This window comes from Mixta calida (genome assembly GCF_002953215.1).
GTDB lineage: Bacteria > Pseudomonadota > Gammaproteobacteria > Enterobacterales > Enterobacteriaceae > Mixta > Mixta calida.
Map to the genome: position 1 here is coordinate 2298151 of NZ_CP026378.1, position 23139 is coordinate 2321289.

The window sequence follows — 23139 nt, forward strand, 5'->3', positions numbered from 1 at the left end:
GTCATATGACAGCCAGTCTAGAATAAAGGGAGAAGACAATAAGGAGACGATAATGAAACTTGCGGTCTATAGCACCAAACAGTATGACAAGAAATATCTCGATCATGTTAACGAGCGCTTTGGTTTCGATATCGAATATTTCGATTTCCTGCTGACTGAACGTACGGCGATCAACGCCGTCAACTGCGAAGCCGTTTGTATTTTTGTTAATGATGACGCCAGCCGCCCGGTGCTGGAGATTCTTCATGCCCAGGGAGTAAAAATTATCGCGTTACGCTGCGCCGGTTTTAATAACGTCGATCTGGACGCGGCGAAAGAGCTGGGAATGAAGGTGGTGCGCGTGCCGGCCTACTCGCCGGAGGCGGTAGCGGAACACGCGGTCGGTATCATGATGACGCTGAACCGCCGTATTCATCGCGCTTATCAGCGCACCCGCGACGCCAACTTTTCGCTGGAAGGGCTGATCGGCTTTAACATGCATGGCCGCACCGCTGGCGTTATCGGCACCGGGAAGATCGGCATCGCCACGCTGCGCATCCTGAAAGGGTTCGGCATGCGTCTGCTGGCGTTCGATCCTTATCCAAACCCGCAGGCGCTGGACCTGGGCGCGGAGTATGTCGATATCAAAACGCTGTTTAAAGAGTCGGACGTGATTACGCTGCACTGTCCGCTGACGCCGGAAAACCATCATCTGCTGGACGCCGCCGCCTTCAGTCAGATGAAAGATGGCGTGATGATCATCAATACCAGCCGCGGCGGCCTGGTCGATTCGCAGGCGGCGATTGACGCGCTGAAACAGCAGAAAATCGGCTCGCTCGGTATGGACGTCTATGAGAATGAGCGCGATCTGTTCTTTGAAGATAAGTCTAACGATGTGATTCAGGATGACGTTTTCCGTCGTCTGTCGGCCTGCCATAACGTGCTGTTTACCGGCCATCAGGCATTCCTGACCGCCGAAGCGCTGACCGCTATTTCTGAAACCACCCTCTCCAATTTGCAACAGTTGCAAAAAGGCGAAGCCTGCCCGAACGAAGTCAACGCTTAGCCACTTATTGCTGGTGCGTTCTGCGCGCCAGCCTCCTTAAAAGCGTGCGCAGCTTCCGCTTTCCAGCGCGCTTTCGCTACAGCGGCGTCCATTCGCTAACTGACACATGCCGATGCTGCTGCCATCAAGCTGACGTGAAAACGCCAACGTGCCGCCTGCGCTGGCGCAGTTGCTTTCCGCTAAGGATGACATGGCGACTCTGGGCTGTACGTGAGCGGCGGTAGCCTGCTGTGGTGGTTCATTGTCGCTGCTGCTGCATGCTGAAAGTAGCAGCGCAGCGCCGGCAAGCAGAAAGGAGGCTGCTTTCATCTGTCGGGCTCCGGGATTAGTGAAGTGAAGGCTTTGCCAGCATAAGCGACGTTTATCGGTGCGTCGAGATGTGAAACAACTTTTTACGTAATTTTCCCGTGCAAAAGTCTCCAGGAATACTCCCGTTTCGCTTACGGAATAGACCGAAATTATTTCATGCCGAAAGCAATGCGCTATCTCCCTTCTGAAAAGGATCGCTTGTCAATCTTCGAACGCTCTGGCATTTTGGAAACGAATGTTTCCTTATTCGGAAAAGCGATCATGACATTATTAGCGGGTACTGCCGACAGCGGCAAAGAACGCGGACGCCCCAGGGCGTTCGATCCTGAACTGGCGCTGGATAACGCCATGCTGGTCTTCAGGCAGAGGGGTTTTCACGCAGCCTCGATTGCGGACTTAACTACCGCAATGAACCTCACCGCGGGCAGCCTGTATAAAGCGTTTAAAGATAAGCGCACCCTTTTTTTGCAGGTTTTCGACCGCTACATCGCCTTACGCCATGCCGAACTGCAGTCGCGGCTGGCGCAATGCGCCAACGGACGCGCGCGCGTCGCCGAGCTGCTGCGCTTTTACCTTGATTCGGCATTTGATTTTGAAGGACGCCGCGGCTGTCTGGTGGTCGGCAGCGCGACAGAACTTCAGGTGTTGGATGAGGAACTGTCGGAGCGGGTGCGTCAGGCGGTGATGCGCAACAAAGCGCGACTGATTTCAATGCTGGAAGAAGGACAACGTGACGGTTCCGTGTCCTCCGCCATTCATGCGGAAACCGCCGCCGGGCTGATTCTTTGCATCACCTTTGGCATCCGCGTAGTGGGAAAAATCGAAGATATCGCTGAACGCGAGAATACCGTCAGCCTGGCGCTGAAGATGCTCGACTGACCTTTTTTACAGACATAAACAGTCTGAACCTGTTAATGCCGCATTCAATCATAAGGTGACCAGATGGATAATTCGAACCAGGCCGTGAATACCACGCCATTGCGCTATGCCGTTGCCGACCCTGCCGCTTTAAGCGATCCGCGTCTTACTGGCTTTACGCACCGTTACGCTAACGTGGAAGGCGTGCGAATGCATTATGTCATGGGCGGCGATGCCGCAGGCGAAACGCTGGTGCTGCTGGCGGGCTTTCCGCAGAGCTGGTACGCATGGCGCAAAGTGATGTCGATGCTGGCGACAAGTTATCGCATTATCGCGCTGGATCTGCCAGGCCAGGGTGACTCCGATCGGCCTGAAACAGGCTATGACACCCGTGCGCTGGCGGAAAAAGTACACGGCCTGTTAGCACAGCTCCATATCGACCGCTATTTTATCGCGGCGCATGACGTGGGCGCATGGGTGGCATGGCCTTACGCCGCGCTGTATCGGGATGAGGTGCGCGCGCTGGCGCTGCTGGATGCGGGCATTCCGGGCGTAACTTTGCCGGACGCGCTGCCGGTTTCGCCCGACAAAGCCTGGAAAACCTGGCACTTCGCCTTTCATGTGATCCCCGATTTACCGGAGGCGTTGATTGCCGGACGCGAACGTCTTTATATCGACTGGTTCCTGAAGCGTAAAGCGGCCCGCCCCGACTGCTTTACCGATGAGGATATCGATGAATATCTGCGCGTGCTGATGATAAACGGCGGATTGCGCGCAGGCCTGGGCTATTATCGCGCCGCCGCGCTTTCCGCCGCGCAGAATCGCGAACTGTTGCAGACAGGCCCGCTCAGCATGCCGATCCTGGCGCTTAGCGCCGATCAGGGGTCGATTGCCGATATGGCCGCCCCGCTGCGCCCATTTGCAGAAAACGTATCGGGCGTATTGATCCCGCACTGCGGCCATTTTATTCCTGATGAACAGCCTCAGGCGGTCGCCAACGAATTGCGCGCCTTCTTTAACTGATAAAGCCTCATGGTTGACCGCTCGTTCAGGCGCTCATCTCCGCGCGGTTGCGTCCGTTGCGCTTCGCGTCGTAGAGCGCCTTGTCCGCGCGCTCCTTAAGCCGCTCCGCTTCGCCCTGCTGGCCGCTGGCGATCAGGGTGCAGCAGCCTGCGCTGATCGTCACCACCTTTTCCTGACGTTCCGTCGCTTCGTGGAGAAGGCCCGCTTCGCGCACCGCACGCACCGCTTTCTCAGCAAACAGCTTTACGTCAGCCACGCCGGCAAAAGGCAGAATGATGGCAAACTCCTCGCCGCCGTAGCGTGCCACCACATCACTATGACGATGGGTCAGCCCGCGTAGCACTGTCCCTACTTTTTTCAGGCACATATCGCCGGCAACGTGTCCGTAGGTATCGTTGTAGCGTTTAAAGAAGTCGATATCCAACATAATCAGCGACAGCGGCTCGCCGCTTTTGCGGGAGCGCTGTAACTCCTGCTCCAGCAGCGCATCGAATTGCCTGCGATTCGCCAGCCCGGTCAAGCCATCCACCAGCGCCAGCGATTGTAGCGTATGGTTTATTGTCGTCAGCTCATCCCTGACCTGCGTCAGCTCGATTTGGTTTCTGACATTGGCGCTAACCTGTCGTAAAACAAACCAGCCCATAATGATTATCATTGCCAGCAGCACCAGGTTCAGTATGACGTCAGTCAGATTCGCGGCAAGCCAGTCAGCGCGAATTTTATCGCGATCATAGCCTGCGGTGACAATCAACGGATACTGCTCCAGGCGGGCATAGCCGTAGATGCGCTCGATGCCGTCCAACGCCGAACGCCATGTCGCGCTGCCGCTGGCAGAGGTTTTAAGCATGGTGGTAAAGAGCGGACTGGCGGAGAGGCTTTTATTGATCACCGAATCCGGCAGCGGACGCACGTAGAGAACCGCACTGTCAGCCAGAATCAGCCCCAATACATCACGCTCGCCGAGAATGTAGTAGCTATAAAACTGCCTGAAGTAATCCACCTTTACCGTCGCCAGCGCCACGCCGGCAAATTCGCCTTTGCTGTCATTCAGACGCACCGATACCGGAATCACCAGATCGCCGGTGGAGCGGCTGCGGATGACACGGCTGATATGTGCTTTGGCATCATTATGCGTCCGGTGCCAGATAAAATATTCCCGATCCGCATTGCTGGCTTTGGCAGGGATATAGTTCCCCGATGTAACGATCCAATTGCCCTGCTTATCATAAATAAACAGGCCATGCAGCTGCGCCAGCTTGCCATGCTGCTCCTTCAACTGACGAGCAAATGCCGGAGAGGAGGCATAGCCCGGCCCGTTTTGCCGCAGCTGTCTCACCGCGTCGGCCAGCGTGATATCGACCTGAAGAAACGCATCCTGCGCCTGGCGCGCCAGCGAGACCGAAAGATTGCGGGCGTCATTTTCGCTTTTAGTCAACGTATGTTCCCAGGAAACCCATAGCGACCAGCTGTTGATGCCAATGACGGCCAGGCCGGTAAACAACAAGAAAACGGCCATGCTTCGACCAAGAGAAGTGCGTAAAAGTGATGAAACTGAGCTATCCGATTTTCTGGTAATGACTCCAACTTATTGATAGTGTTTTATGTTCAGATAATGCCCGATGACTTTGTCATGCAGCTGCACCGATTTTGAGAACGACAGCGACTTCCGTCCCAGCCGTGCCAGGTGCTGCCTCAGATTCAGGTTATGCCGCTCAATTCGCTGCGTATATCGCTTGCTGATTACGTGCAGCTTTCCCTTCAGGCGGGATTCATACAGCGGCCAGCCATCCGTCATCCATATCACCACGTCAAAGGGTGACAGCAGGCTCATAAGACGCCCCAGCGTCGCCATAGTGCGTTCACCGAATACGTGCGCAACAACCGTCTTCCGGAGCCTGTCATACGCGTAAAACAGCCAGCGCTGGCGCGATTTAGCCCCGACATAGCCCACTGTTCGTCCATTTCCGCGCAGACGATGACGTCACTGCCCGGCTGTATGCGCGAGGTTACCGACTGCGGCCTGAGTTTTTTAAGTGACGTAAAATCGTGTTGAGGCCAACGCCCATAATGCGGGCGGTTGCCCGGCATCCAACGCCATTCATGGCCATATCAATGATTTTCTGGTGCGTACCGGGTTGAGAAGCGGTGTAAGTGAACTGCAGTTGCCATGTTTTACGGCAGTGAGAGCAGAGATAGCGCTGATGTCCGGCAGTGCTTTTGCCGTTACGCACCACCCCGTCAGTAGCTGAACAGGAGGGACAGGTGATAGAAACAGAAGCCACTGGAGCACCTCAAAAACACCATCATACACTAAATCAGTAAGTTGGCAGCATCACCCGAATAAGGTGCTTTATATTTTTGATTGATGGATACTTTAAGGATTAAAAATATTATCCTTATGCAGCTTGTTCTCTTTTCCTGGGTCAAGACCTGCAGCAAGCCATGATCCACATTCGTCCCGCTTTTCCCTGGCTTGCTTCAATGACATATCAGGATTTTACCCAGCGTCATCCAGATCGGGGCGCAATTACGCCCACCAATACGGAAGAAAAAACAAAACTTAGCGCTCCCTTTTGGCTCACGCGAACGGAAAGCCCGCGACCATCAGCTATGATTTTTGCCTATCCTGCGGCTTCCCGTGCAAAGCTTTCAGCGCCTTATCCGACAGTTTTTTCACCCCCATACCCCCCCTTTTGCAATACACATTGCAATACGCGATTACATGTAACCCACCGATAGGCACGAAAAAACAGACAATGTAAAAAGCCAACAGCCTTTTTATAAACATACATTTATGGACAATACCTGATTTTTCGTAATGTCTCATGGGTTATTGTGATGGTTTATGGATCACAAACCAGAGCAAAAGTTGTACAGAACAGACGTCCCCTGACCATGCAGCTGTAAAACGTGCTGGCATTCGGCGGCGTAATCCGTACCATACGCGCCATACTTATGCATGCTGGCTGTTATCTGCCGGTGCGAATCCGTCATTTATCGCTAACCAGATGGGGCATGAGAACGCGCAAAGGGTGTGTCATAGTGACACCACCTGGATTGAAGAAATGAACGGCGATCGGCTTAATGCCCGTCTGGCGATGTAGCAATCCCGCCCCTTATCTGCCCTTGCTGGTTCCTGAGACATTAAAAATGCAAGAAAACCAACCAAATAACAAAAAAGAGCAGTACAACCTGAACAAACTCCAGAAGCGCCTGCGCCGCAACGTGGGCGAAGCGATTGCCGATTTCAATATGATTGAAGAAGGCGACCGCATCATGGTCTGCCTGTCAGGTGGCAAAGACAGCTATACGATGCTGGAAATTCTGCGCAACCTGCAACAGAGCGCGCCGGTGAATTTTTCGCTGGTGGCGGTCAATCTTGACCAGAAGCAGCCGGGCTTCCCGGAGCATGTGCTGCCGCAGTATCTGGAATCGCTCGGCGTGGAATATAAAATCGTCGAAGAGAACACTTACGGCATCGTCAAAGATAAAATTCCGGAAGGCAAAACCACCTGCTCGCTCTGTTCACGCCTGCGTCGCGGCATTCTTTACCGTACGGCTACCGAGCTGGGCTGCACCAAAATCGCACTGGGGCATCATCGCGACGATATTTTGCAGACGTTGTTTTTGAATATGTTCTACGGCGGCAAGATGAAAGGCATGCCGCCGAAGCTGATGAGCGACGACGGCAAGCATATCGTTATCCGTCCGCTGGCCTACTGCCGCGAAAAAGATATCGAGCGTTTCGCCATTGCGCGCCAGTATCCGATTATCCCCTGCAACCTGTGCGGCTCGCAGCCGAATCTGCAGCGTCAGGTGATCGCCGATATGCTGCGCGACTGGGATAAACGTTATCCGGGACGGATAGAAACTATGTTCAGCGCAATGCAGAACGTGGTGCCTTCTCACCTGGCTGATACCACGCTGTTTGATTTCAAAAGCATTCAGCACGGCAGCGAAGTGGTGGACGGCGGCGATCTCGCCTTTGACCGCGAAACGCTGCCGCTGCAACCTGTCGGCTGGCAGCCGGAAGAAGATGATGTCGCGCCCGGCGCGCGTCTCGATATTCTGGAAATTAAATAGTATTTAACGCCATACCGGAGATGACCGGTATGGCGGCGATCACATATGCGGCGGTGGATCGATAATGGGTTCCGGGTCCGGCGAGGGATCGGGCTGCGGCTGGGGTTGCGGAATCGGCTCTGGAATCGGCACGGGATCGGTCGGCACAGGATCGGAAGCGGAAATTTGATGGGGTGTCCACTTAGTCAGCATACTCTCCTCCTCATTGGCTCACTTCTTTAAGCGTAGAGGAGTTTGCCGTTAAGTGGCGAAGCGGCAAAAAAAAAGCCGGCGTTTAAGCCGGCGTCGTACGAATCAATTGTGCTATGCAGTAATTCAAAAAAAGGAAGTAAGACAATATGGAGCGCAACGCCCATCGCTTGACGTTGCATTCACCTGCGAGAAAGAGTTTGCCCCAGCTGTAGCTGACGTTTATTGACACCGATCAGCTTTTTTTCGCTTTCTTGCCTCACCGGGTCCTGTCGCTACAACCACTTACGTTTACGCAACCACAGGGCAACACCCACCACCAGTACGACTAACATCAGACAAAAAATCGCAAATCCCTGATGGCTTTCCGCGCCAGGAATGCCGCCCAGATTGACGCCAAACAGGCCGGTGAGAAAGGTGGTCGGGAGAAAAAGCATCGCCAACAGCGACATGGTGTAGGTGCGTCGGTTCATCGCTTCCGCCATCACCGAGGCGATCTCATCCGCCAGCACGGCGGTGCGCGCTACGCTGGCATCGAGATCGTCGAGGCTGCGCCCCAGCCGGTCGGAAATTTCCTGCATGCGGCGACGTTCATCATCATCCATCCAGCCCAGCTTTTCGCTGGCCAGCCGCGCATAGACATCCCGCTGCGGCGCCATATAGCGTCGCATCACGATCAGCTGCTTGCGCAGCAGCGCCAGCTCGCCGCGCGGCGGCACGTTCTGATCCATCAGCGCATCTTCCAACTCAATAATCTTATCCTGCAAGTCTTCGATAAATTCACTGGCGTGGTCGGTTAACACGTCGCACACCTCTACCAGCCAGCTGCCACCATCGACCGGACCATTGCCGTTTTGCAGCTCGTTCAACACCTCATCGATGGCGTATACCTTGCGGCGGCGCGTGGAGACAATCAGCTTATCGTTGATAAACACCCGAATGGCGACCAGCTGATCGGGACGGGAATCACTGTTGAGGTTAACGCTGCGCAGCGTGATCATAAATCCGTCGCCGAGCCGGCTGACGCGCGGACGCAGGCTGTCGCCCGCCAGCGCATCGCGCACCGCATCCGGGATCAGCGGCGTGGTGGAGAGCCACTCGGCGCTCTGCCGGTGGGTATAGTTAAGGTGCAGCCAACAGGGCCGCTCGCAGTGGATAACATCTTTATCTTCAATCGGGATAAGACCGCCCTGTCCATCAAGCTGGCAGGCGATAATCGCATCCGATACCTGTAGCGCTTTTCCTTCTATGACGTTCACGTCATGCCTCTTAAGCCGCATAATCAATGTGATACAGTCTAGCGCGCCGCCAGGCAGAATCAATCTTCCGGCGCGGCGCCAGGCGTTATCGCTGGGGAAAAGCGCAATGAGAGTGCGCCAGCGTTATCAGCAACCAGCATAAAAGTATAGCGGCAGTCGAAGCAGAGGCCGGTGAGGCGCGTCCTGCCATTACGGCGACAGGACGCATTCGTTTCGTTAAGGGACGCCTGAACCTCAGTGCTTCAGAATATAGAGCTGGCGGCTGTAGGCGACATCTTCCGGGTTGTTGATCGGATAGCCTTTGACCCACGGTTTAATCAGGCGACCGTTGGTGTATTGATAAATCGGCGCAATCGGCACCTGCGAATCAATAATCTGTTCCGCCCGGTTGTAGTCCTCATTGCGCGCCTGAGCGTTGCTTTCCTTGCTCGCCTGCGCCAGCACCGCATCATAGTCGGCGTTATGGAAGCGGGCGATATTGCCGCTGTGGCTGGAGGTCAGCAGGCTCAGGAAGGTGGACGGTTCGTTGTAATCGCCAATCCATGAGGCGCGGATCACATCGAAATTTCCGCTGTTGCGGCTGTCGATGTAGGTTTTCCACTCCTGATTTTGCAGCTTCACTTCTGCGCCGAGGTTTTTCTTCCACATGGAGGCCACGGCGATGGCGATCTTCTGGTGATTCTCTGAGGTGTTATAGAGCAGCGTCAAACGCAGCGGTCGGGTCGGCCCGTAACCCGCGGCGGCCAGCAGCGCTTTCGCCTGAGAATTCAGCTCCGCCTGGCTGTGCTGTTGTAAAAACGACGGTTTCGGGCTGAAGCCAGCGGTGACATCAGGGGTAAAGTGCCAGGCCGGTTTTTCGCCGGTGCCCAAGACCTTCTCTGCAATAATACGACGATCGATGCTCCAGGAGAGCGCTCTGCGCACGCGTGCGTCGGCGGTCGGCCCCTTCTGCGTATTAAACGCGTAATAGTAGGTGCCTAACTGATCGGGCGTGTAGACCTCGTCCGGGATGGTTTTCTTCAGCATGCCGTAGAGGTTTTTCGGGAAAGATTCGGTGATATCGATGTCGCCAGCGCGGTAGCGCTTAGTGGCGCTGGACTCTTCATTGATCGGCACGAAGGTGACCTGGTTCAACACCGAGTGCGCGTCATCCCAGTAGTGGCGATTGCGCGTCAGAACGATTTTCTCATTCACTACGCGGCTTTGCAGCTGATAGGCGCCGTTGCCGATCAGGTTGCCCGGTTTGGTCCAGGCGTCGCCCCATTTTTCTATGGCCTTGCGCGGCGCGGGAAACAGGCTGACGTGCGCCGTCAGGCTGGGAAAGTGCGCTACGGGATGATCGAGCGTTACCTTCAGATGATAGTTATCCAGCGCGGTCACGCCGAGACTTTCCGGCGACAGTTTGCCCTCAGTAATCGCGTCGGCGTTATGGATCGCCGCCAGCCCGGCGAACCAGGCGAACGGCGAAGCGTTTTTGCTGTTGACCAGCCGCTGCCAGCCATAAACAAAGTCATGCGCGGTGACCGGCTCGCCGTCAGACCAGCGCGCATCCTGGCGCAGCGTAAAAATCCAGCTCTGGTTATCGTAACTTTGCCAGCTCTGCGCCACGCCCGGCACGACCTTGCCCTGCGCGTCCTGATTGGTCAGCCCTTCAAACAGATCGCGGATAACCTGTATTTCCGGCAGCCCAACCGCTTTAATCGGATCAAGGGAGGCGGGCTCGTCTTTGATATGGCGCACGATCTCCTGGCGCGCCGCCAGTTCTGTGCCGGGCGGCACCTGCGCCGCCATGGTCGGCATCTGCGTCGCCAGTAAAAAGGCGCCCAGCGCAATGCGAAATGATTTCATCTTGTCCTACCCTTAAAGCTGCCGGAGTGGCAAAAGCGTGAGATGGCTTATGCTAACCGGCACTTTAGCGCAAATAATTGATCCCGAACCAGCTGTTTTGCTTATTGTCCGTCGCCGTCGAGCCGCTCTGCGACGCTTTTCACAGGAGCTGAAGATGACCCTGTTATATCCGCGCCCGTTGCGCGGCGCGCTGGAAGTGGAAATGACGCGCTATGGCACCTCGGTGCTGGGCGCACCGCTAATCTGGTTTCCCGCCGCGCAGGCGGACAGCGACAGCGGGCTGGTGCTGGCGGGCACCCATGGCGATGAGAGCGCGGCGCTGGTAACGCTCTCCTGCGCCCTGCGCACTCTGCACAGCGCCCACCGTCGACATCATGTGGTGCTGGCGGTCAATCCTGACGGCTGTCAGCTGGGACTACGCGCCAACGCGCGCGGCGTCGACCTTAACCGCAACTTTCCCGCCGCCAACTGGCAGTCGGGAGAAACGGTCTACCGCTGGAACAGCGCCGCCGAAGCGCGCGACGTGCGCCTGTCTACCGGCGGGCGCGCCGCCTCCGAGCCGGAAACCGCCGCGCTGTGCCAGCTGATTCACCAGCTGCGTCCGGCCTGGGTCGTCTCTCTGCATGAGCCGCTGGCCTGCATCGACGATCCGCAACAGACGCCGATCGGCGAATGGCTGGCGGCGCAGACCGGACTGACTCGCGTCGCCAGCGTCGGCTACAGCACGCCGGGATCGTTCGGCAGCTGGTGCGCCGATCTGGCGCTGCCCTGCGTCACCGTCGAACTGCCGCCGATCTCTACCGACGAGGCGACGGAACGCTATCTCAGCGCCTTCACCGGCCTACTCAGCTGGCGGCCGTGAAATCGATGCGGCCGCTACCGAAATGCAGGCCGGGCTCCACATCTACCGCCAGCCAGGTGGGGCCGTCCAGATCGATAAAGCGCGCGCGCGGCACCAGCGGCAGCGAGGCGCTGATGGCGCGCGAGGTGCAAAGCATGCAGCCCAACATAATCGTCAGACCGGCCTGCTCCGCCTCGTCCGCCAGCGCCAGCGCCTCGGTCAAGCCGCCGGCTTTATCGAGCTTAATGTTGATCATGTCATAACGCTGACGCAGCGTGGCCAGATTGCCGCGGGTATGGCAGCTTTCATCGGCGCACACCGGCAGCGGATGAATAAAGTTCGCCAGCGCCTCATCATCATTTGCCGGCAGCGGCTGCTCCAGCATCTCTACGCCAAGATCGGCCAACAGCTGACAGCGCGCCGCCAGCCCTTCGCTGCGCCAGGATTCATTCGCGTCAACAATCAGCCGCGCCTCCGGCACCGTGCTGCGAATCGCCATCAGCCGTTCGGTAATCAGATGATCGTCCAGCTTAATCTTTAGCAAGCGCGCGCCGTTTTCCCACAGCGCCAACGCGCTGCTCGCCATCGACTCAGGGGTGTCGATAGTCACGGTTTGCGCCATATGGACCGTATCCGGCAGCGTCACGTTAAGCTGTCGGCACAGGCTTTGCCGTTGCTGGCGGCAGGCGAGATCCCACAAGGCCGAATCTATCGCATTGCGCGCCGCGCCCGCAGGCAATGCCGTCTGCAACGCTTCGCGCGTCATGCCCAGCTCCAGCTGTGGCAGCATCAGGGCGATCTGCGCCAGCACCGACGCCTCGCTTTCGCCATAGCGCGGATAAGGAGTGCATTCGCCCACCCCTTTAACGCCCTCTTCTTCCAGCTCCACTACCACCACGCCAGCCTGTTCCCGGCTGCCGCGCGCAATAACAAAAGGCTTATTGAGCGGCCAGGCTTCAGGATAAACTTTAACCGTTCTCATCTTTTTTTCTCTCGTTAATGATAATCAGGTAAAACAGCAACGTGGCGGGCCTCGCAAACTCTGCCGTCGCCACGGGCTTCGGTCTCTTGTGTCTGTTATATAATTTACTGTCTCACCTTAGTGCGTTCCTTTACACTGTTAACCTTGTTAAGCAAAAGTAAAAGGATAGATTATGTCTCAGACTGTTAATTTTCAGGGCAATCCGGTTAGCGTAGCAGGCCAGCTGCCGCAGGCTGGCGAAAAGGCGAAAGCTTTTACGCTGGTGGCAAAAAACCTTTCTGATGTTTCCCTTTCTGATTACGCAGGCAAGCGTAAAGTGCTGAATATTTTCCCAAGCATCGATACCGGCGTTTGTGCGGCATCGGTACGCAAATTCAATCAGCTGGCGGGCGAAATGAAAAACGCCGTGGTGCTATGTATTTCCGCCGATCTGCCGTTCGCGCAGTCGCGCTTCTGCGGCTCCGATGGGCTTTCTAACGTGGTAACCCTGTCGACGCTGCGCGGCAGCAACTTCAAGGATGACTATGGCGTGGCGATCGTGGATGGTCCGCTACAGGGCCTGACGGCGCGCGCGGTTGTGGTATTGGATGAGAATGATACGGTGATCTATAGCCAGCTGGTGGATGAAATTACCACCGAGCCTGACTACGATGCGGCGCTGGCGGCGCTGAAGTAAAAAACGGGCGCCTCCTGAACGTGGAGGCGCTATTTATTAAGTGAGCGATTAAATAATTTTCTTACCATTTATTTATTCCCCTGCATTTCATCATTTTATTTATCAATGCCTCGCATTACGCTTCCGGTAATGACTCCAACTTATTGATAGTGTTTTATGTTCAGATAATGCCCGATGACTTTGTCATGCAGCTCCACCGATTTTGAGAACGACAGCGACTTCCGTCCCAGCCGTGCCAGGTGCTGCCTCAGATTCAGGTTATGCCGCTCAATTCGCTGCGTATATCGCTTGCTGATTACGTGCAGCTTTCCCTTCAGGCGGGATTCATACAGCGGCCAGCCATCCGTCATCCATATCACCACGTCAAAGGGTGACAGCAGGCTCATAAGACGACCCAGCGTCGCCATAGTGCGTTCACCGAATACGTGCGCAACAACCGTCTTCCGGAGCCTGTCATACGCGTAAAACAGCCAGCGCTGGCGCGATTTAGCCCCGACGTAGCCCCACTGTTCGTCCATTTCCGCGCAGACGATGACGTCACTGCCCGGCTGTATGCGCGAGGTTACCGACTGCGGCCTGAGTTTTTTAAGTGACGTAAAATCGTGTTGAGGCCAACGCCCATAATGCGGGCGGTTGCCCGGCATCCAACGCCATTCATGGCCATATCAATGATTTTCTGGTGCGTACCGGGTTGAGAAGCGGTGTAAGTGAACTGCAGTTGCCATGTTTTACGGCAGTGAGAGCAGAGATAGCGCTGATGTCCGGCAGTGCTTTTGCCGTTACGCACCACCCCGTCAGTAGCTGAACAGGAGGGACAGGTGATAGAAACAGAAGCCACTGGAGCACCTCAAAAACACCATCATACACTAAATCAGTAAGTTGGCAGCATCACCGGGCTTTTAATAAACCGTTGCCCCCGCCCACCATCGCCCTGCCCTTATAAACCGCGAGCGCCTGATGCGCCCGCAGCCACGGTGCGGCAGCACGGTTAGCTCTCCGGCTCCCCTTTCTTCTGGCTCAGCCCATATTCGCGCAGCTTGTTGGCTATCGCGGTATGGGAGACGCCAAGCCGTTTCGCCAGCTTGCGCGTGCTGGGGTAAGAGAGATAAAGCCGCGTCAACACTGAACGCTCAAAGCGGCTGGTAATCTCATCCAGCGATCCTTCCATTGCCTGCTCGTCCAGCGCCAGCTGCTCGGTAAACTCCGGCAGCATGATGTCCTGCGGACGTAGCTCATATCCTTCCAGCTGCGCCAGCGCACGGTAGAGCGCGTTTTTCAACTGACGCACGTTGCCCGGCCAGTTATAGCGTGTCAGGAAGGCGTTCAGCTGCGGCGACAGGCGCGGACGCGGCACGCCCTGCTCGTCGGCGAAGCGGGCGACGAACAGCTCGGTCAGCGGCAGAATATCCTGTGGACGATCGCGCAGCGGCGGCAGATTAAGCGTCAGCACGTTCAGACGATAGAAAAGATCCTCGCGGAATTCGCCGCGCTGTACCAGCTCCGTCAGATTGCGCTGGGTGGCGCAGATCACGCGCACATCGACATGCACCTCGTGCTCCTCGCCGACGCGTCGGAAGGTGCCGTCGTTAAGAAAACGCAGCAGCTTGGTCTGCATGCGCGGCGACATTTCGCCAATCTCATCCAGCAGCACCGAACCGCCGTTAGCCTGTTCAAAAAACCCTTTTTTACCTTCCAGCGCGTTGGGATAGGCGCCTGGCGCATGGCCGAACAGCTCGCTTTCCGCCACGTCGTCGGGCAGCGAGGCGCAGTTGAGCGCAAGGAAGGGTTGTTTGCCGCGCGCGCTGCGAAGATGACAGGCGCGCGCCAGCATATCTTTGCCGGTGCCCGTATCACCGACAATCAGCAGCGGCGCATCGAGCATCGCCAGCTTGCGCGCCTGTTCCACCACCTGACGCATTTTCGGACTGACCGCGACGATATGCTGAAACTCGCGGTCGTCGTTGACCGCCAAGTTTTGCAGCTGGCGGCCCATGCGCGCCGTCGATTTCAGCATCACCATCGCGCCGACCGGCAGCGTGGCGCCCTCTTCCTCGGCGGCGTAAACCGGACGCGCCTCCAGCAGGAAGTCGCGCCCCTGGATCACTACGTGCTGCGTCTGCGCCTCTACCCGCTCGCTCTCCAGCCAGCGGGTAAAGTTAAAGCCGCTCACCAGCGTGGCGATGCCGTAGTTGCGGATTTTATGCTCATCCAGACCGAACAGGCTTTGTGCCGCCGGGTTCGCCAGCTCCACTTTGCCCTTCATATCGATAGAGAACACCGGTTCCGGCATGGCGGTCAGCAGCGCGCTCAGCGCGCGATGCTCGCGCTCTGAAGGCATATAGGCGATGGTGCGCACGTCGGTGACGCCGGGAATACGACGAATTTCCGCCATCAGCTGGCTGAACTGCTCAAAGGCGATAGCGGAAAAGTTGAGATAAATACGGCCAATCGGCGCAATTTCAATGCCCCGCAAATCTATGCTGCGCTCCACAAGCAGATCGAGCAGTTCACGGGCGAGACCAATTCGGTCCTGACAAAAGACTTCCAAACGCATTGGGTAGGCCTTATTGAATTTGGTAACAGCGAATCATGAAATAATACGCCAACTTACGAAGAGCCTGAAGCGCTCTGTCAGGATAAGTTGACAGAGCACGGCGTTGCGCAAGGAGTGTAGCGGAAGCGTGAGCGATAATCATGCGCTTCCACCATTTTTTAGAGGGTTATAACATTTTTTTTACTTCATGCAGGACAGCATCGCCGTCAGGCCGCGATTGGTCCATTTTTATACCCTTATGAAAGCGTATCCTTTTTTTCCGTTTTAACGGCGCGCGGCTGTAGACGTGTTTTTAACTGTGCGATCAGATCACGCCGAAAATCGCCGAGCTGCGGGCGGTCATCCAGCCAGGGCAAAGGGCGACACAGCTCCATCGCCTTGATCCCCAGACGCGCGGTCAGCAGGCCGGCGCCGATGCCCTGCGCGGCGCGGGTAGAAAGCCGCGCCGCCAGATCCTGCGACAGCCAGTCCATTCCCACCTCGCGCACCAGTTCCGACGCGCCAGCAAAAGCGATATTCAGCAGCACCAGACGAAACAGGCGCAGACGGCTGAAATAGCCGAGCTGAATGCCGTAAACGCCGGCGATGCGGTTGATCATGCGCAGGTTGCGCCAGGCGATAAAGGCCATATCCACCAGTGCCAGCGGGCTGACGGCGATCATCAGCGTCGCTTCGGCGGCGTTGCGGCCGATTTCGGCGCGCGCCTGACGATCGAGTACCGGCTGAACCAGTTGGGCATAGAGCGCGACCACTTCGCGATCGTTGTGCGTCTCATGCAGGGCCGCCTGCCAGCGCTGTAGCGCCGGGTGCCCCTGATCCAGGCCCGCCTGCCGCGCCAGCTTTTCACAGAACGCTTTGCCGCGTCCGATGCCGTGGCTGTGCAACAGTTCGCGTCCGGTATCACGCTCTTCCGCGCGCTGACGCAGCTGATAAAGATGCCGCCATTCGGTAACCAGCGCGCCGACGCCCGCCAGCACGATTAGCAGGCCTGCCGCGCCAGCGCCAAGCGCAAACCACGCCTGATCGCGCCAGGCGTCCAGCATCCACTGTACGCCCTGCGCCACCGCGCTGGCGGCAAACAGCCCGATGCCAGCCATCACCATACGGCGCCAGATGCTGCGGCGAGGACGCAGCGCGGCCTCCACTACCTGTTCCTCACGCGGCGCTTCCGCCAGCGCATCCTCATCCTGACGCGCGGTAAACAGGCTCTCTTCCGCCGCATCGAAGCGCTGCGCGGGCTTCAGCGCCTGCGCTTTTTCGCTCTCCAGCGGCTGCGCAAAATCGATGCGCGGTTTTAACGGCGGCTGACTCATCGCAATTTATCTCCTAACAAAAATTCCAGCGCGGCGTCCATACGGATATGGGGCAGCGGCCGATCGACATCCAGCGGCTGCGGCCGAAACTGTTCAAAATGAAAACCCTGCCCCTGCCAGAACGCGTTGCCCGGCAGTCGTGACGGCACTTCGCCTGGAAACACCGTCAGCGGCGCGCCGTCATTCAGACGATGGCCGCGCAGCGCAGGGATTTTTTCGCCTTGATGATCCACGATGCCGCTCTGCGTCGCCTGTACCGACGCCAGTCCAATGCAATCCATATTGATGCCTTCGAACGCGGCGTTTTGCCAGGCGTCCTGCACCAGCTGCTGTAACAGCGACACCATATTGGCGTGTTGATCGGCGGTGATATGGTCAGCTTTGGTCGCTGCGAACAACAGCTTATCGATAACCGGGGAAAAGAGACGGCGAAACAGCGTACGCTGGCCGTAGTGGAAGCTTTGCATCAGCTGGGTCAGCGCTAAGCGCATATCGTTGAACGCCTGCGGCCCGCTGTTCAGCGGCTGCAGGCAGTCCACCAGCACAATCTGACGATCGAAGCCCAGGAAGTGATTTTTATAGAATCCCTTAACGATATGCTGGCAATAGTAGTCATAACGCGCCCGCAGCATAGCGATGTTGCTGCCCTTATCCGCCTGCGCCAGACGCGCTTCGCTGACGTCGCCTTCCTGAGGCCAGGGAAAAAACTGTAACGCCGGCGCGCCAGCCATCTCGCCCGGCAAGACGAAACGTCCGGGCTGAATAAAGTGCAGCCCCTCCTGCTTGCAGCGCAACAGCGAAGCGGTCCAGGCGTCGGCAATCGCGGCCAGGCGGTTTTCATCCGCCGGGGCCAGCGGATCGAGACCGTGACAGAGACGACGCCACTCCGCCGCCCATTCCACCCGCTCGCCCTGCAACAGACCATTCATCTGACGCGACCAGCTGAAGTAATCCTGCGCCAGCATCGGCAGATCGAGCAGCCACTCTCCTGGATAATCGACGATTTCCAGCCACAGCGTCGCCGTCTGCTTGAAATGACGCAGCAGCGAATCTTGCGAACGGAAGCGCAGCGCCAACTGCATTTCGCTGACGCCGCGCGTCGGCGTCGGCCACGCGGGCGGATCGCCATAGAGCTGCGCCAGCCCTTCATCATAGGTAAAACGCTGGACGCCCATATCGCGCTGCGGCACGCGCTTCACGCCCAGCAGTCGCTCTTCGCGCGCCACGGAGAACAGCGGCAGCCGCGCGCCGCCGTGAATATTCAGCAGCTGATTGACCAGCGAGGTAATAAAGGCCGTTTTACCGCTGCGGCTCAGGCCGGTCACCGCCAGCCGCAGATGACGATCTACGCCCCGGTTAACCCATGTCGCCAGTTCATGTTGAATTCTTTTCATCAGGCTCATCCTTGCTGCATTTGCCGCGCCGGGAGAAACCGAGGCGTCCCGGCAGATCGACCATTAGTGTACCGTATGCGGGGAAAAAAGGGCTAACCGACGACGCGCCTGCGCTTTTTCAGCAGGCGAAGCCGGGGCCGGACGCGCCGATCAGCGCGCCGGGGAACGCAGGCGGGAAGCAAGGCGGCTGGCGGCTTTTTTCAACAGCGGCTCCAGCGCAAAGGCGATCAGCAGGCGCAGCGGCTTACGCGCCACCGCCTTTACCGCCCAGCCGCTGATGCCGGCAGGCGCCAGCATCAGGCCATGAATCAATAACTTCTTGCCGGCGCGTTTCAGCGTCGGCGTTGCGCGGATTGCGCGCTGACGAAAATTCGACATAACTCTCCTTACGGACGGCTGGCCGGGTCGCCCCGACACAGCCACATTAAAGCTGACGAAAACGGCTGCGGACGCTGAAGGTTTCCGAAGTGACGTAGCGCTCCAGATGGCGCAGCTTCGTTTCGTTCTGCTTCATCTCATGGCTTAACGCGTCGAGCAGCTCATCGGCGCGCAGCGGCGCGGCTTCGTCCTCGGCATGCGGCGGCATCGGGTCCAGCGCATAGCTGAGAATGATGTAGGCCGCCAGCGTAAACATAAACAGGCCAAACAGCATCGACAGCACCACAATGACGCGAACCAGCGTCACCGGGATTTCAAGATAGTGGGCAATCCCGGCGCAAACGCCTTTTACTTTTCCCTGCTGCGGAATACGCCACAGCTTTTTCCCGCTGAATCGGCTTTTATTCATGGCTGTCTCCATTCTGGATGTTCCGCATCAAGGATCTCTTCCAGCGCCTGGATACGCTCGCGCATACGCCTGGCGTCCTGGGTCAGCTGTTGCAGGCGCTGCATATCGCCTGATGACAGGCTGGCGGCGCCGTTTTGACGATTGCTGTAGTGCAGCCATAACCAGACCGGCGCCACAAACAGCACAAAAATCGTCAGGGGTATGGCAAGAAATAGTGCGCTCATTCTCTCTCCTTGAAGGTGTCGCCCCACGGGCGAAATGGCTAAATACAACGCGGCAGCGCCCTGCGATTCGTGAACAGGGCGTGCTTTCCTTATTCGCTGCGGTTCATTTTAGCTTTCAGCGCCGCCAGCTGCTCGCTGATGGCGTCATCCGCTTTCAGCTCGGCGAACTGCTGATCCAGCGTTTTGCTTTTACCGAAACGATGGCTTTCTGCTTCCGCTTCCATATGATCGATGCGGCGCTCAAAGGACTCGAAACGCGCCATGGCGTCGTCGATTTTGCCGCTGTCGAGCTGACGACGCACGTCGCGGGAAGAAGAAGCCGCCTGATGACGCAGCGTCAGCGCCTGCTGGCGAGCACGGGTTTCGCTCAGTTTTTTCTCCAGCTCGGCGATTTCACCTTTCATGCGCGCCAGGGTTTCGTCAATCTGGCTCACTTCCTGCTGCAAGGACGCCACCAGATCGGTCAGCTTCTGTTTTTCGATCAGCGCTGAACGGGCCAGGTCGTCTTTATCTTTACGCAGCGCCAGCTCGGCTTTTTCCTGCCATTCGTTCTGTTGCAGTTCGCCCTGCTCGATACGACGCAGCAGCTGTTTACGTTCAGCCAGCGCGCGCGCTGAAGTGGAGCGCACTTCAACCAGCGTATCTTCCATTTCCTGAATCATCAGGCGAACCATTTTCTGTGGATCTTCTGCTTTATCCAGCAGCGTGTTGATATTGGCGTTCACGATGTCGGCGAAACGAGAAAAAATACCCATAATTAACTCCTCCAGTGTTTAGCGCTAAATGTCGCTTTCGCTATCTCTTATCCAATAAGCGTGCCAACTTTTAATTCATTGATAATATTGATTTTATAAAATTGACGTTATTGCTCACCTCGGCTAAATTGGTTTTTATCACCAACTGTTGGTCAAATTAACCATGAGCGAAAGCAACGAAAACCTGTTGGGCGAAGCCAATAGCTTTCTTGAGGTGCTGGAACAGGTTTCCCGGCTGGCACCGCTGAACAAGCCGGTGCTGGTGATTGGCGAGCGCGGCACCGGTAAAGAGCTGATCGCCAGCCGCCTGCACTATCTCTCTGACCGCTGGCAGGGGCCGTTTATTTCGCTTAACTGCGCGGCGCTGAATGAAAACCTGCTCGATTCAGAGCTGTTTGGACATGAGGCCGGCGCCTTTACCGGCGCGCGCCAGCGCCATCTGGGACGCTTCGAGCGCGCCGACGGCGGCACGCTGTTTCTTGATGAGCTGGCGACCGCGCCGATGCTGGTACAGGAGAAGCTGCTGCGCGTGATTGAGTATGGTCAGCTGGAGCGCGTGGGCGGCAACCAGTCGTTGCAGGTCAACGTCAGGCTGGTGTGCGCGACCCATGCCGACCTGCCGCAGCTGGCGCAGGAGGGCCGCTTTCGCGCCGACCTGCTCGACAGGCTGGCGTTTGACGTGGTGCAGTTGCCGCCACTGCGCGAGCGCCGCAGCGATATCCTGCTGCTGGCCGACCATTTCGCCATTCAGATGTGCCGCGAGCTGAGGCTGCCGCTGTTCCCCGGCTTTTCCGACGCGGCGCGGCAGACGCTGCTGGATTACGCGTGGCCCGGCAATATCCGCGAACTGAAAAATGTGGTGGAACGGTCGGTGTACCGTCACGCCACGGCGGACGAGGAGCTGGATGAAATTATCATTAATCCTTTCGCGCAACGTTCGTCAACGCCCGCCGCCACGTTGCCGCAGGCGCCGTCGTCACAGGCTGACGCCCTGCCCGCGCTGCCGCTCGATTTACGTCTCTGGCAGCAGCGGCAGGAAAAGGCGCTGATGGAAAAGAGCCTGCGACAGGCGCGCCATAACCAGCGCCGCGCGGCGGAGCTGCTTGGCGTCACCTATCACCAGTGGCGCGCCATGTTGAAAAAGCATGAGATAAATCCTCAGCAGACAGAATAACGCGCGCAGAATTAGCTTATCGGCAGTCGCGCCGCCACAGCCCGGTTGTCGCGACGTTTAAAGCAGGCGTTAAGCGGCTGCTCGATAAAACGCCAGCAGAGAAGACCGGCAATAATCGAGCTCACCAGCAAAACGCACGTAAACAGAACATCGTGATGCGAAAGGCGCAGCATTTTCAGCGCGACGGCGCCGGCCGACAGCGTAAAGGCATGGATCAAATAGAGTGAATAAGAGGCTTCGCCAATCAGCACACATGTTTTTATGCCAGGCACTGACGACTGTTTAATATCATTTTCCAGTCCCACCACGCCGGTAAAGAATAAGAACATCGGTATTCCGCCGCTAATGACCCGGCCAGCCGCGCTATGATATATCCCGGTTTGATTCTGGATGATTAATAACAATAAACCTGACAGCGCCAGCAACGCGCATAATAGTTTCGTAAGGTGTCGATTGTGCGTCATTTTAAACGCCAGCATACCGAGAATAAACTCCAGAATAATGCCGTTGGTTAAAAATTTGGCAGTGGGATGCTGCGGCTGTAACAGCAAGCCGGTGATAAAAATTGCAATAAGCAGCAAGGAGGTCAACACGATGCGTCTTCCCGCACTGCCGGCGATAAGGCAGACGGCAAAAGTCAGATAAAAAAGGAACTCATAACTCAACGTCCAACCGTTATTGACCAGCAGTTTTTTGCCCAGCGGAAACAGCGTCCAGGAGGCAAGGATACTGGTTTCGCCGCCGGAGGCGTTAACCATGGCGGGCGCGACAAGGTAAACCGCCAGCGCAATCGCAGTCATCACCCAGTAGAGCGGGATAATTCTCTTAATACGTCTCTGAATAAATACCCAGGGAACTATTTTCTTCCCCTCCGTGGTATAACACATAATATAGCCAGAAATAATAAAGAAAAGATCGACGCCAAATTCTCCAATATGAAATCCGCTGAGCGCGTTATTATGATACTGGCCGGCTTTAATAGTAATATGATGCATCACCACCATAATGGCCGCCAGCGCGCGCAGCAGTTGTACTGAAATAATCATTCTTTATCCGTAAGCAAAAGTTAAAGATTACCCACCGGAAAACGAAAACAGCCCGGTATTAAATGCAGCGTTAACTTAATGGCGCTTATGGCTACATGACTATCTAAGCTTTGTCTGGCAAAGGACGTTCAGTGAAGTTAATCACATTTCAGGATGGGGATAACCTATGAAACGGCGGGAAAGCGGCCTGAAGATGGCGGAGACAGGGACGATAAAGCCGTGCCGCAGTCGTTTCCTTCTGCGGCACGCTGTGTATTAACCGACTGACTTCAGATCGCCCGCCTGCGGCGATCAGCTGCCTCGGTAGGTGGAAAAACCGTACTGGCTCAGCAGCAGAGGAATATGGTAGTGCTCCTGAGTGTTGGTCACCCTGAAGTTCACCGGCACGTCCGGAAAGAAAGTCTCTTTTTGCTGGCTGTGGAAATAGTCACCGGTATGGAAGGTAACGCGATACTCGCCAGCGGCAAAGTTTTTGCCGTCAGGATAAAAAGCGGGAATACGACCATCCACGTCGGTGGTTTTACTCGCCAGCCGCACCCACTTGCCGCCCTGCTGCTGTTCAAGGTCGACATTCACGCCCTGAGAAGGTTTGCCGGTCTGGGTGTTTAATACGTGTACGCTGATCGGATTGCGCGGTGTTTCTGCAACCGCGTGCTCCATCACGCCCATGCCTGCCAGCAATAAAACCGCTTGAATTTTCATTTGCATCTCCTTTGTGTTTGTCCTGACAGCCTAAGCGCAGGCGCAGGAAAGATCAGGAAATGCGTGTCAGATCTGAA

Annotated in this window: 23 protein-coding genes and 3 pseudogenes; 8 read left to right on the forward strand and 18 right to left on the reverse strand. The window is 56.7% G+C overall.

Going from position 1 to position 23139, the window contains the following annotated elements:
* Nucleotides 1-52 precede the first annotated feature (52 nt).
* Nucleotides 53-1045 carry a 2-hydroxyacid dehydrogenase gene (locus C2E16_RS10820; protein ID WP_038626015.1) on the forward strand — a complete coding sequence of 331 codons (993 nt, stop codon included), beginning with the start codon at nucleotides 53-55 and terminating at the stop codon, nucleotides 1043-1045.
* Nucleotides 1046-1081: 36 nt separating this feature from the next.
* Here the strand turns inward: C2E16_RS10820 and C2E16_RS10825 are convergent, their stop codons facing one another.
* Nucleotides 1082-1354, reverse strand: a complete 273-nt coding sequence (locus C2E16_RS10825) for a putative hemolysin (protein WP_038626013.1) — start codon at nucleotides 1352-1354, stop codon at nucleotides 1082-1084.
* Nucleotides 1355-1615: 261 nt separating this feature from the next.
* Here C2E16_RS10825 and C2E16_RS10830 point away from each other — a divergent pair, with 261 nt between their 5' ends.
* Nucleotides 1616-2233: a TetR/AcrR family transcriptional regulator gene (locus C2E16_RS10830; protein ID WP_038629987.1), complete on the forward strand. Its 618-nt coding sequence runs from the start codon at nucleotides 1616-1618 to the stop codon at nucleotides 2231-2233.
* Nucleotides 2234-2296: 63 nt separating this feature from the next.
* Nucleotides 2297-3235, forward strand: a complete 939-nt coding sequence (locus tag C2E16_RS10835) for an alpha/beta fold hydrolase (RefSeq protein WP_052133893.1) — start codon at nucleotides 2297-2299, stop codon at nucleotides 3233-3235.
* A 25-nt stretch (nucleotides 3236-3260) separates the two neighbouring features.
* Here the strand turns inward: C2E16_RS10835 and C2E16_RS10840 are convergent, their stop codons facing one another.
* The 3 genes and pseudogenes from C2E16_RS10840 to C2E16_RS21415 all read right to left on the reverse strand — a co-directional run bounded on the left by C2E16_RS10840 (nucleotide 3261) and on the right by C2E16_RS21415 (nucleotide 5723).
* Nucleotides 3261-4751: a sensor domain-containing diguanylate cyclase gene (locus tag C2E16_RS10840; protein ID WP_038626011.1), complete on the reverse strand. Its 1491-nt coding sequence runs from the start codon at nucleotides 4749-4751 to the stop codon at nucleotides 3261-3263.
* A gap of 69 nt (nucleotides 4752-4820) precedes the next feature.
* A pseudogene (locus C2E16_RS10845) lies at nucleotides 4821-5517 on the reverse strand (IS1 family transposase).
* 92 nt (nucleotides 5518-5609) lie between these two features.
* Complete coding sequence (locus C2E16_RS21415) at nucleotides 5610-5723, reverse strand: hypothetical protein (RefSeq protein ID WP_333617360.1); 114 nt, start codon at nucleotides 5721-5723, stop codon at nucleotides 5610-5612.
* A 406-nt stretch (nucleotides 5724-6129) separates the two neighbouring features.
* On the opposite strand from C2E16_RS21415, the pseudogene C2E16_RS10860 reads away from it, so the two are divergent.
* Both C2E16_RS10860 and ttcA read left to right on the forward strand, forming a co-directional pair.
* A pseudogene (locus C2E16_RS10860) lies at nucleotides 6130-6339 on the forward strand (tyrosine-type recombinase/integrase); the annotation flags it as partial.
* Between the two features lie 46 nt (nucleotides 6340-6385).
* Nucleotides 6386-7318 (forward strand): tRNA 2-thiocytidine(32) synthetase TtcA, encoded by a 933-nt coding sequence (gene ttcA, locus C2E16_RS10865; protein WP_038626007.1) that lies wholly within the window; start codon nucleotides 6386-6388, stop codon nucleotides 7316-7318.
* Between the two features lie 39 nt (nucleotides 7319-7357).
* Here ttcA and ynaL read toward each other — a convergent pair whose 3' ends face one another.
* The 3 genes from ynaL to C2E16_RS10875 form a co-directional block, all read right to left on the reverse strand.
* Nucleotides 7358-7510 carry a proline-rich small protein YnaL gene (ynaL, locus tag C2E16_RS20835; protein WP_167401667.1) on the reverse strand — a complete coding sequence of 51 codons (153 nt, stop codon included), beginning with the start codon at nucleotides 7508-7510 and terminating at the stop codon, nucleotides 7358-7360.
* Nucleotides 7511-7782: 272 nt separating this feature from the next.
* Nucleotides 7783-8766, reverse strand: coding sequence for a zinc transporter ZntB (gene zntB, locus C2E16_RS10870; RefSeq protein ID WP_038626006.1), 984 nt, complete (start codon nucleotides 8764-8766; stop codon nucleotides 7783-7785).
* Nucleotides 8767-9000: 234 nt separating this feature from the next.
* Nucleotides 9001-10614 carry a peptide ABC transporter substrate-binding protein gene (locus C2E16_RS10875; RefSeq protein WP_084971523.1) on the reverse strand — a complete coding sequence of 538 codons (1614 nt, stop codon included), beginning with the start codon at nucleotides 10612-10614 and terminating at the stop codon, nucleotides 9001-9003.
* Between the two features lie 154 nt (nucleotides 10615-10768).
* Between C2E16_RS10875 and mpaA the strand changes: the two genes are divergently transcribed.
* The gene (gene mpaA, locus C2E16_RS10880; protein WP_038626002.1) at nucleotides 10769-11476 is read left to right on the forward strand and encodes a murein tripeptide amidase MpaA; all 708 of its coding nucleotides are present in this window, start codon (nucleotides 10769-10771) and stop codon (nucleotides 11474-11476) included.
* On the opposite strand, the gene ycjG is transcribed toward mpaA, so the two are convergent.
* Nucleotides 11460-12437 carry an L-Ala-D/L-Glu epimerase gene (gene ycjG, locus C2E16_RS10885; protein ID WP_084971521.1) on the reverse strand — a complete coding sequence of 326 codons (978 nt, stop codon included), beginning with the start codon at nucleotides 12435-12437 and terminating at the stop codon, nucleotides 11460-11462. The two genes, mpaA and ycjG, sit on opposite strands and share 17 nt — an antisense overlap.
* A 172-nt stretch (nucleotides 12438-12609) precedes the next feature.
* Here ycjG and tpx point away from each other — a divergent pair, with 172 nt between their 5' ends.
* Nucleotides 12610-13113, forward strand: a complete 504-nt coding sequence (tpx, locus tag C2E16_RS10890) for a thiol peroxidase (RefSeq protein ID WP_084971520.1) — start codon at nucleotides 12610-12612, stop codon at nucleotides 13111-13113.
* 140 nt (nucleotides 13114-13253) lie between these two features.
* On the opposite strand, the gene C2E16_RS10895 is transcribed toward tpx, so the two are convergent.
* The 8 genes and pseudogenes from C2E16_RS10895 to pspA all read right to left on the reverse strand — a co-directional run bounded on the left by C2E16_RS10895 (nucleotide 13254) and on the right by pspA (nucleotide 20140).
* Nucleotides 13254-13951 (reverse strand): IS1-like element IS1A family transposase gene (locus C2E16_RS10895; RefSeq protein WP_233987823.1). Its coding sequence is split into 2 segments (ribosomal slippage): nucleotides 13254-13702 and nucleotides 13702-13951, totalling 699 coding nucleotides; the frame shifts between segments, so codons are not numbered across the junction.
* 150 nt (nucleotides 13952-14101) lie between these two features.
* Nucleotides 14102-15670 (reverse strand): annotated as a pseudogene (tyrR, locus tag C2E16_RS10905) (transcriptional regulator TyrR); the annotation flags it as partial.
* Between the two features lie 233 nt (nucleotides 15671-15903).
* A complete protein-coding gene (locus C2E16_RS10910) occupies nucleotides 15904-16980 on the reverse strand; it encodes a TIGR01620 family protein (protein ID WP_038625991.1) in 1077 nt (358 codons plus the stop codon).
* On the reverse strand, nucleotides 16977-18374 hold the full coding sequence (locus C2E16_RS10915; protein ID WP_038625989.1) for a YcjX family GTP-binding protein: 1398 nt from the start codon (nucleotides 18372-18374) through the stop codon (nucleotides 16977-16979). The genes C2E16_RS10910 and C2E16_RS10915 overlap by 4 nt, the downstream gene beginning before the upstream one ends.
* A gap of 150 nt (nucleotides 18375-18524) precedes the next feature.
* Nucleotides 18525-18752, reverse strand: coding sequence for a phage shock protein PspD (gene pspD / locus C2E16_RS10920; RefSeq protein ID WP_084970160.1), 228 nt, complete (start codon nucleotides 18750-18752; stop codon nucleotides 18525-18527).
* Between the two features lie 46 nt (nucleotides 18753-18798).
* The gene (gene pspC / locus C2E16_RS10925) at nucleotides 18799-19161 is read right to left on the reverse strand and encodes an envelope stress response membrane protein PspC (protein ID WP_038625985.1); all 363 of its coding nucleotides are present in this window, start codon (nucleotides 19159-19161) and stop codon (nucleotides 18799-18801) included.
* A complete protein-coding gene (pspB, locus tag C2E16_RS10930) occupies nucleotides 19158-19385 on the reverse strand; it encodes an envelope stress response membrane protein PspB (RefSeq protein WP_038625983.1) in 228 nt (75 codons plus the stop codon). The genes pspC and pspB overlap by 4 nt, the downstream gene beginning before the upstream one ends.
* A gap of 89 nt (nucleotides 19386-19474) precedes the next feature.
* On the reverse strand, nucleotides 19475-20140 hold the full coding sequence (gene pspA, locus C2E16_RS10935; protein WP_038625981.1) for a phage shock protein PspA: 666 nt from the start codon (nucleotides 20138-20140) through the stop codon (nucleotides 19475-19477).
* 163 nt (nucleotides 20141-20303) lie between these two features.
* Between pspA and pspF the strand changes: the two genes are divergently transcribed.
* Complete coding sequence (gene pspF / locus C2E16_RS10940) at nucleotides 20304-21314, forward strand: phage shock protein operon transcriptional activator (protein WP_038625979.1); 1011 nt, start codon at nucleotides 20304-20306, stop codon at nucleotides 21312-21314.
* Nucleotides 21315-21325: 11 nt separating this feature from the next.
* On the opposite strand, the gene C2E16_RS10945 is transcribed toward pspF, so the two are convergent.
* Together C2E16_RS10945 and uraH are read right to left on the reverse strand one after the other, a co-directional pair.
* Nucleotides 21326-22360 carry an acyltransferase family protein gene (locus tag C2E16_RS10945; protein WP_052133892.1) on the reverse strand — a complete coding sequence of 345 codons (1035 nt, stop codon included), beginning with the start codon at nucleotides 22358-22360 and terminating at the stop codon, nucleotides 21326-21328.
* A 291-nt stretch (nucleotides 22361-22651) separates the two neighbouring features.
* Nucleotides 22652-23062 carry a hydroxyisourate hydrolase gene (gene uraH, locus C2E16_RS10950; RefSeq protein WP_038625977.1) on the reverse strand — a complete coding sequence of 137 codons (411 nt, stop codon included), beginning with the start codon at nucleotides 23060-23062 and terminating at the stop codon, nucleotides 22652-22654.
* Nucleotides 23063-23139 lie beyond the last annotated feature (77 nt).

Coding starts and splice junctions, on each gene's coding strand:
- C2E16_RS10820 (WP_038626015.1), top strand. CDS start 53: ATGAAACTTGCGGTCTATAGCACCAAACAGTATGACAAGAAATATCTC.
- C2E16_RS10825 (WP_038626013.1), bottom strand. CDS start 1,354: ATGAAAGCAGCCTCCTTTCTGCTTGCCGGCGCTGCGCTGCTACTTTCA.
- C2E16_RS10830 (WP_038629987.1), top strand. CDS start 1,616: ATGACATTATTAGCGGGTACTGCCGACAGCGGCAAAGAACGCGGACGC.
- C2E16_RS10835 (WP_052133893.1), top strand. CDS start 2,297: ATGGATAATTCGAACCAGGCCGTGAATACCACGCCATTGCGCTATGCC.
- C2E16_RS10840 (WP_038626011.1), bottom strand. CDS start 4,751: ATGGCCGTTTTCTTGTTGTTTACCGGCCTGGCCGTCATTGGCATCAAC.
- C2E16_RS21415 (WP_333617360.1), bottom strand. CDS start 5,723: ATGTCATTGAAGCAAGCCAGGGAAAAGCGGGACGAATGTGGATCATGG.
- ttcA (WP_038626007.1), top strand. CDS start 6,386: ATGCAAGAAAACCAACCAAATAACAAAAAAGAGCAGTACAACCTGAAC.
- ynaL (WP_167401667.1), bottom strand. CDS start 7,510: ATGCTGACTAAGTGGACACCCCATCAAATTTCCGCTTCCGATCCTGTG.
- C2E16_RS10875 (WP_084971523.1), bottom strand. CDS start 10,614: ATGAAATCATTTCGCATTGCGCTGGGCGCCTTTTTACTGGCGACGCAG.
- mpaA (WP_038626002.1), top strand. CDS start 10,769: ATGACCCTGTTATATCCGCGCCCGTTGCGCGGCGCGCTGGAAGTGGAA.
- ycjG (WP_084971521.1), bottom strand. CDS start 12,437: ATGAGAACGGTTAAAGTTTATCCTGAAGCCTGGCCGCTCAATAAGCCT.
- tpx (WP_084971520.1), top strand. CDS start 12,610: ATGTCTCAGACTGTTAATTTTCAGGGCAATCCGGTTAGCGTAGCAGGC.
- C2E16_RS10910 (WP_038625991.1), bottom strand. CDS start 16,980: ATGAGTCAGCCGCCGTTAAAACCGCGCATCGATTTTGCGCAGCCGCTG.
- C2E16_RS10915 (WP_038625989.1), bottom strand. CDS start 18,374: ATGAAAAGAATTCAACATGAACTGGCGACATGGGTTAACCGGGGCGTA.
- pspD (WP_084970160.1), bottom strand. CDS start 18,752: ATGTCGAATTTTCGTCAGCGCGCAATCCGCGCAACGCCGACGCTGAAA.
- pspC (WP_038625985.1), bottom strand. CDS start 19,161: ATGAATAAAAGCCGATTCAGCGGGAAAAAGCTGTGGCGTATTCCGCAG.
- pspB (WP_038625983.1), bottom strand. CDS start 19,385: ATGAGCGCACTATTTCTTGCCATACCCCTGACGATTTTTGTGCTGTTT.
- pspA (WP_038625981.1), bottom strand. CDS start 20,140: ATGGGTATTTTTTCTCGTTTCGCCGACATCGTGAACGCCAATATCAAC.
- pspF (WP_038625979.1), top strand. CDS start 20,304: ATGAGCGAAAGCAACGAAAACCTGTTGGGCGAAGCCAATAGCTTTCTT.
- C2E16_RS10945 (WP_052133892.1), bottom strand. CDS start 22,360: ATGATTATTTCAGTACAACTGCTGCGCGCGCTGGCGGCCATTATGGTG.
- uraH (WP_038625977.1), bottom strand. CDS start 23,062: ATGAAAATTCAAGCGGTTTTATTGCTGGCAGGCATGGGCGTGATGGAG.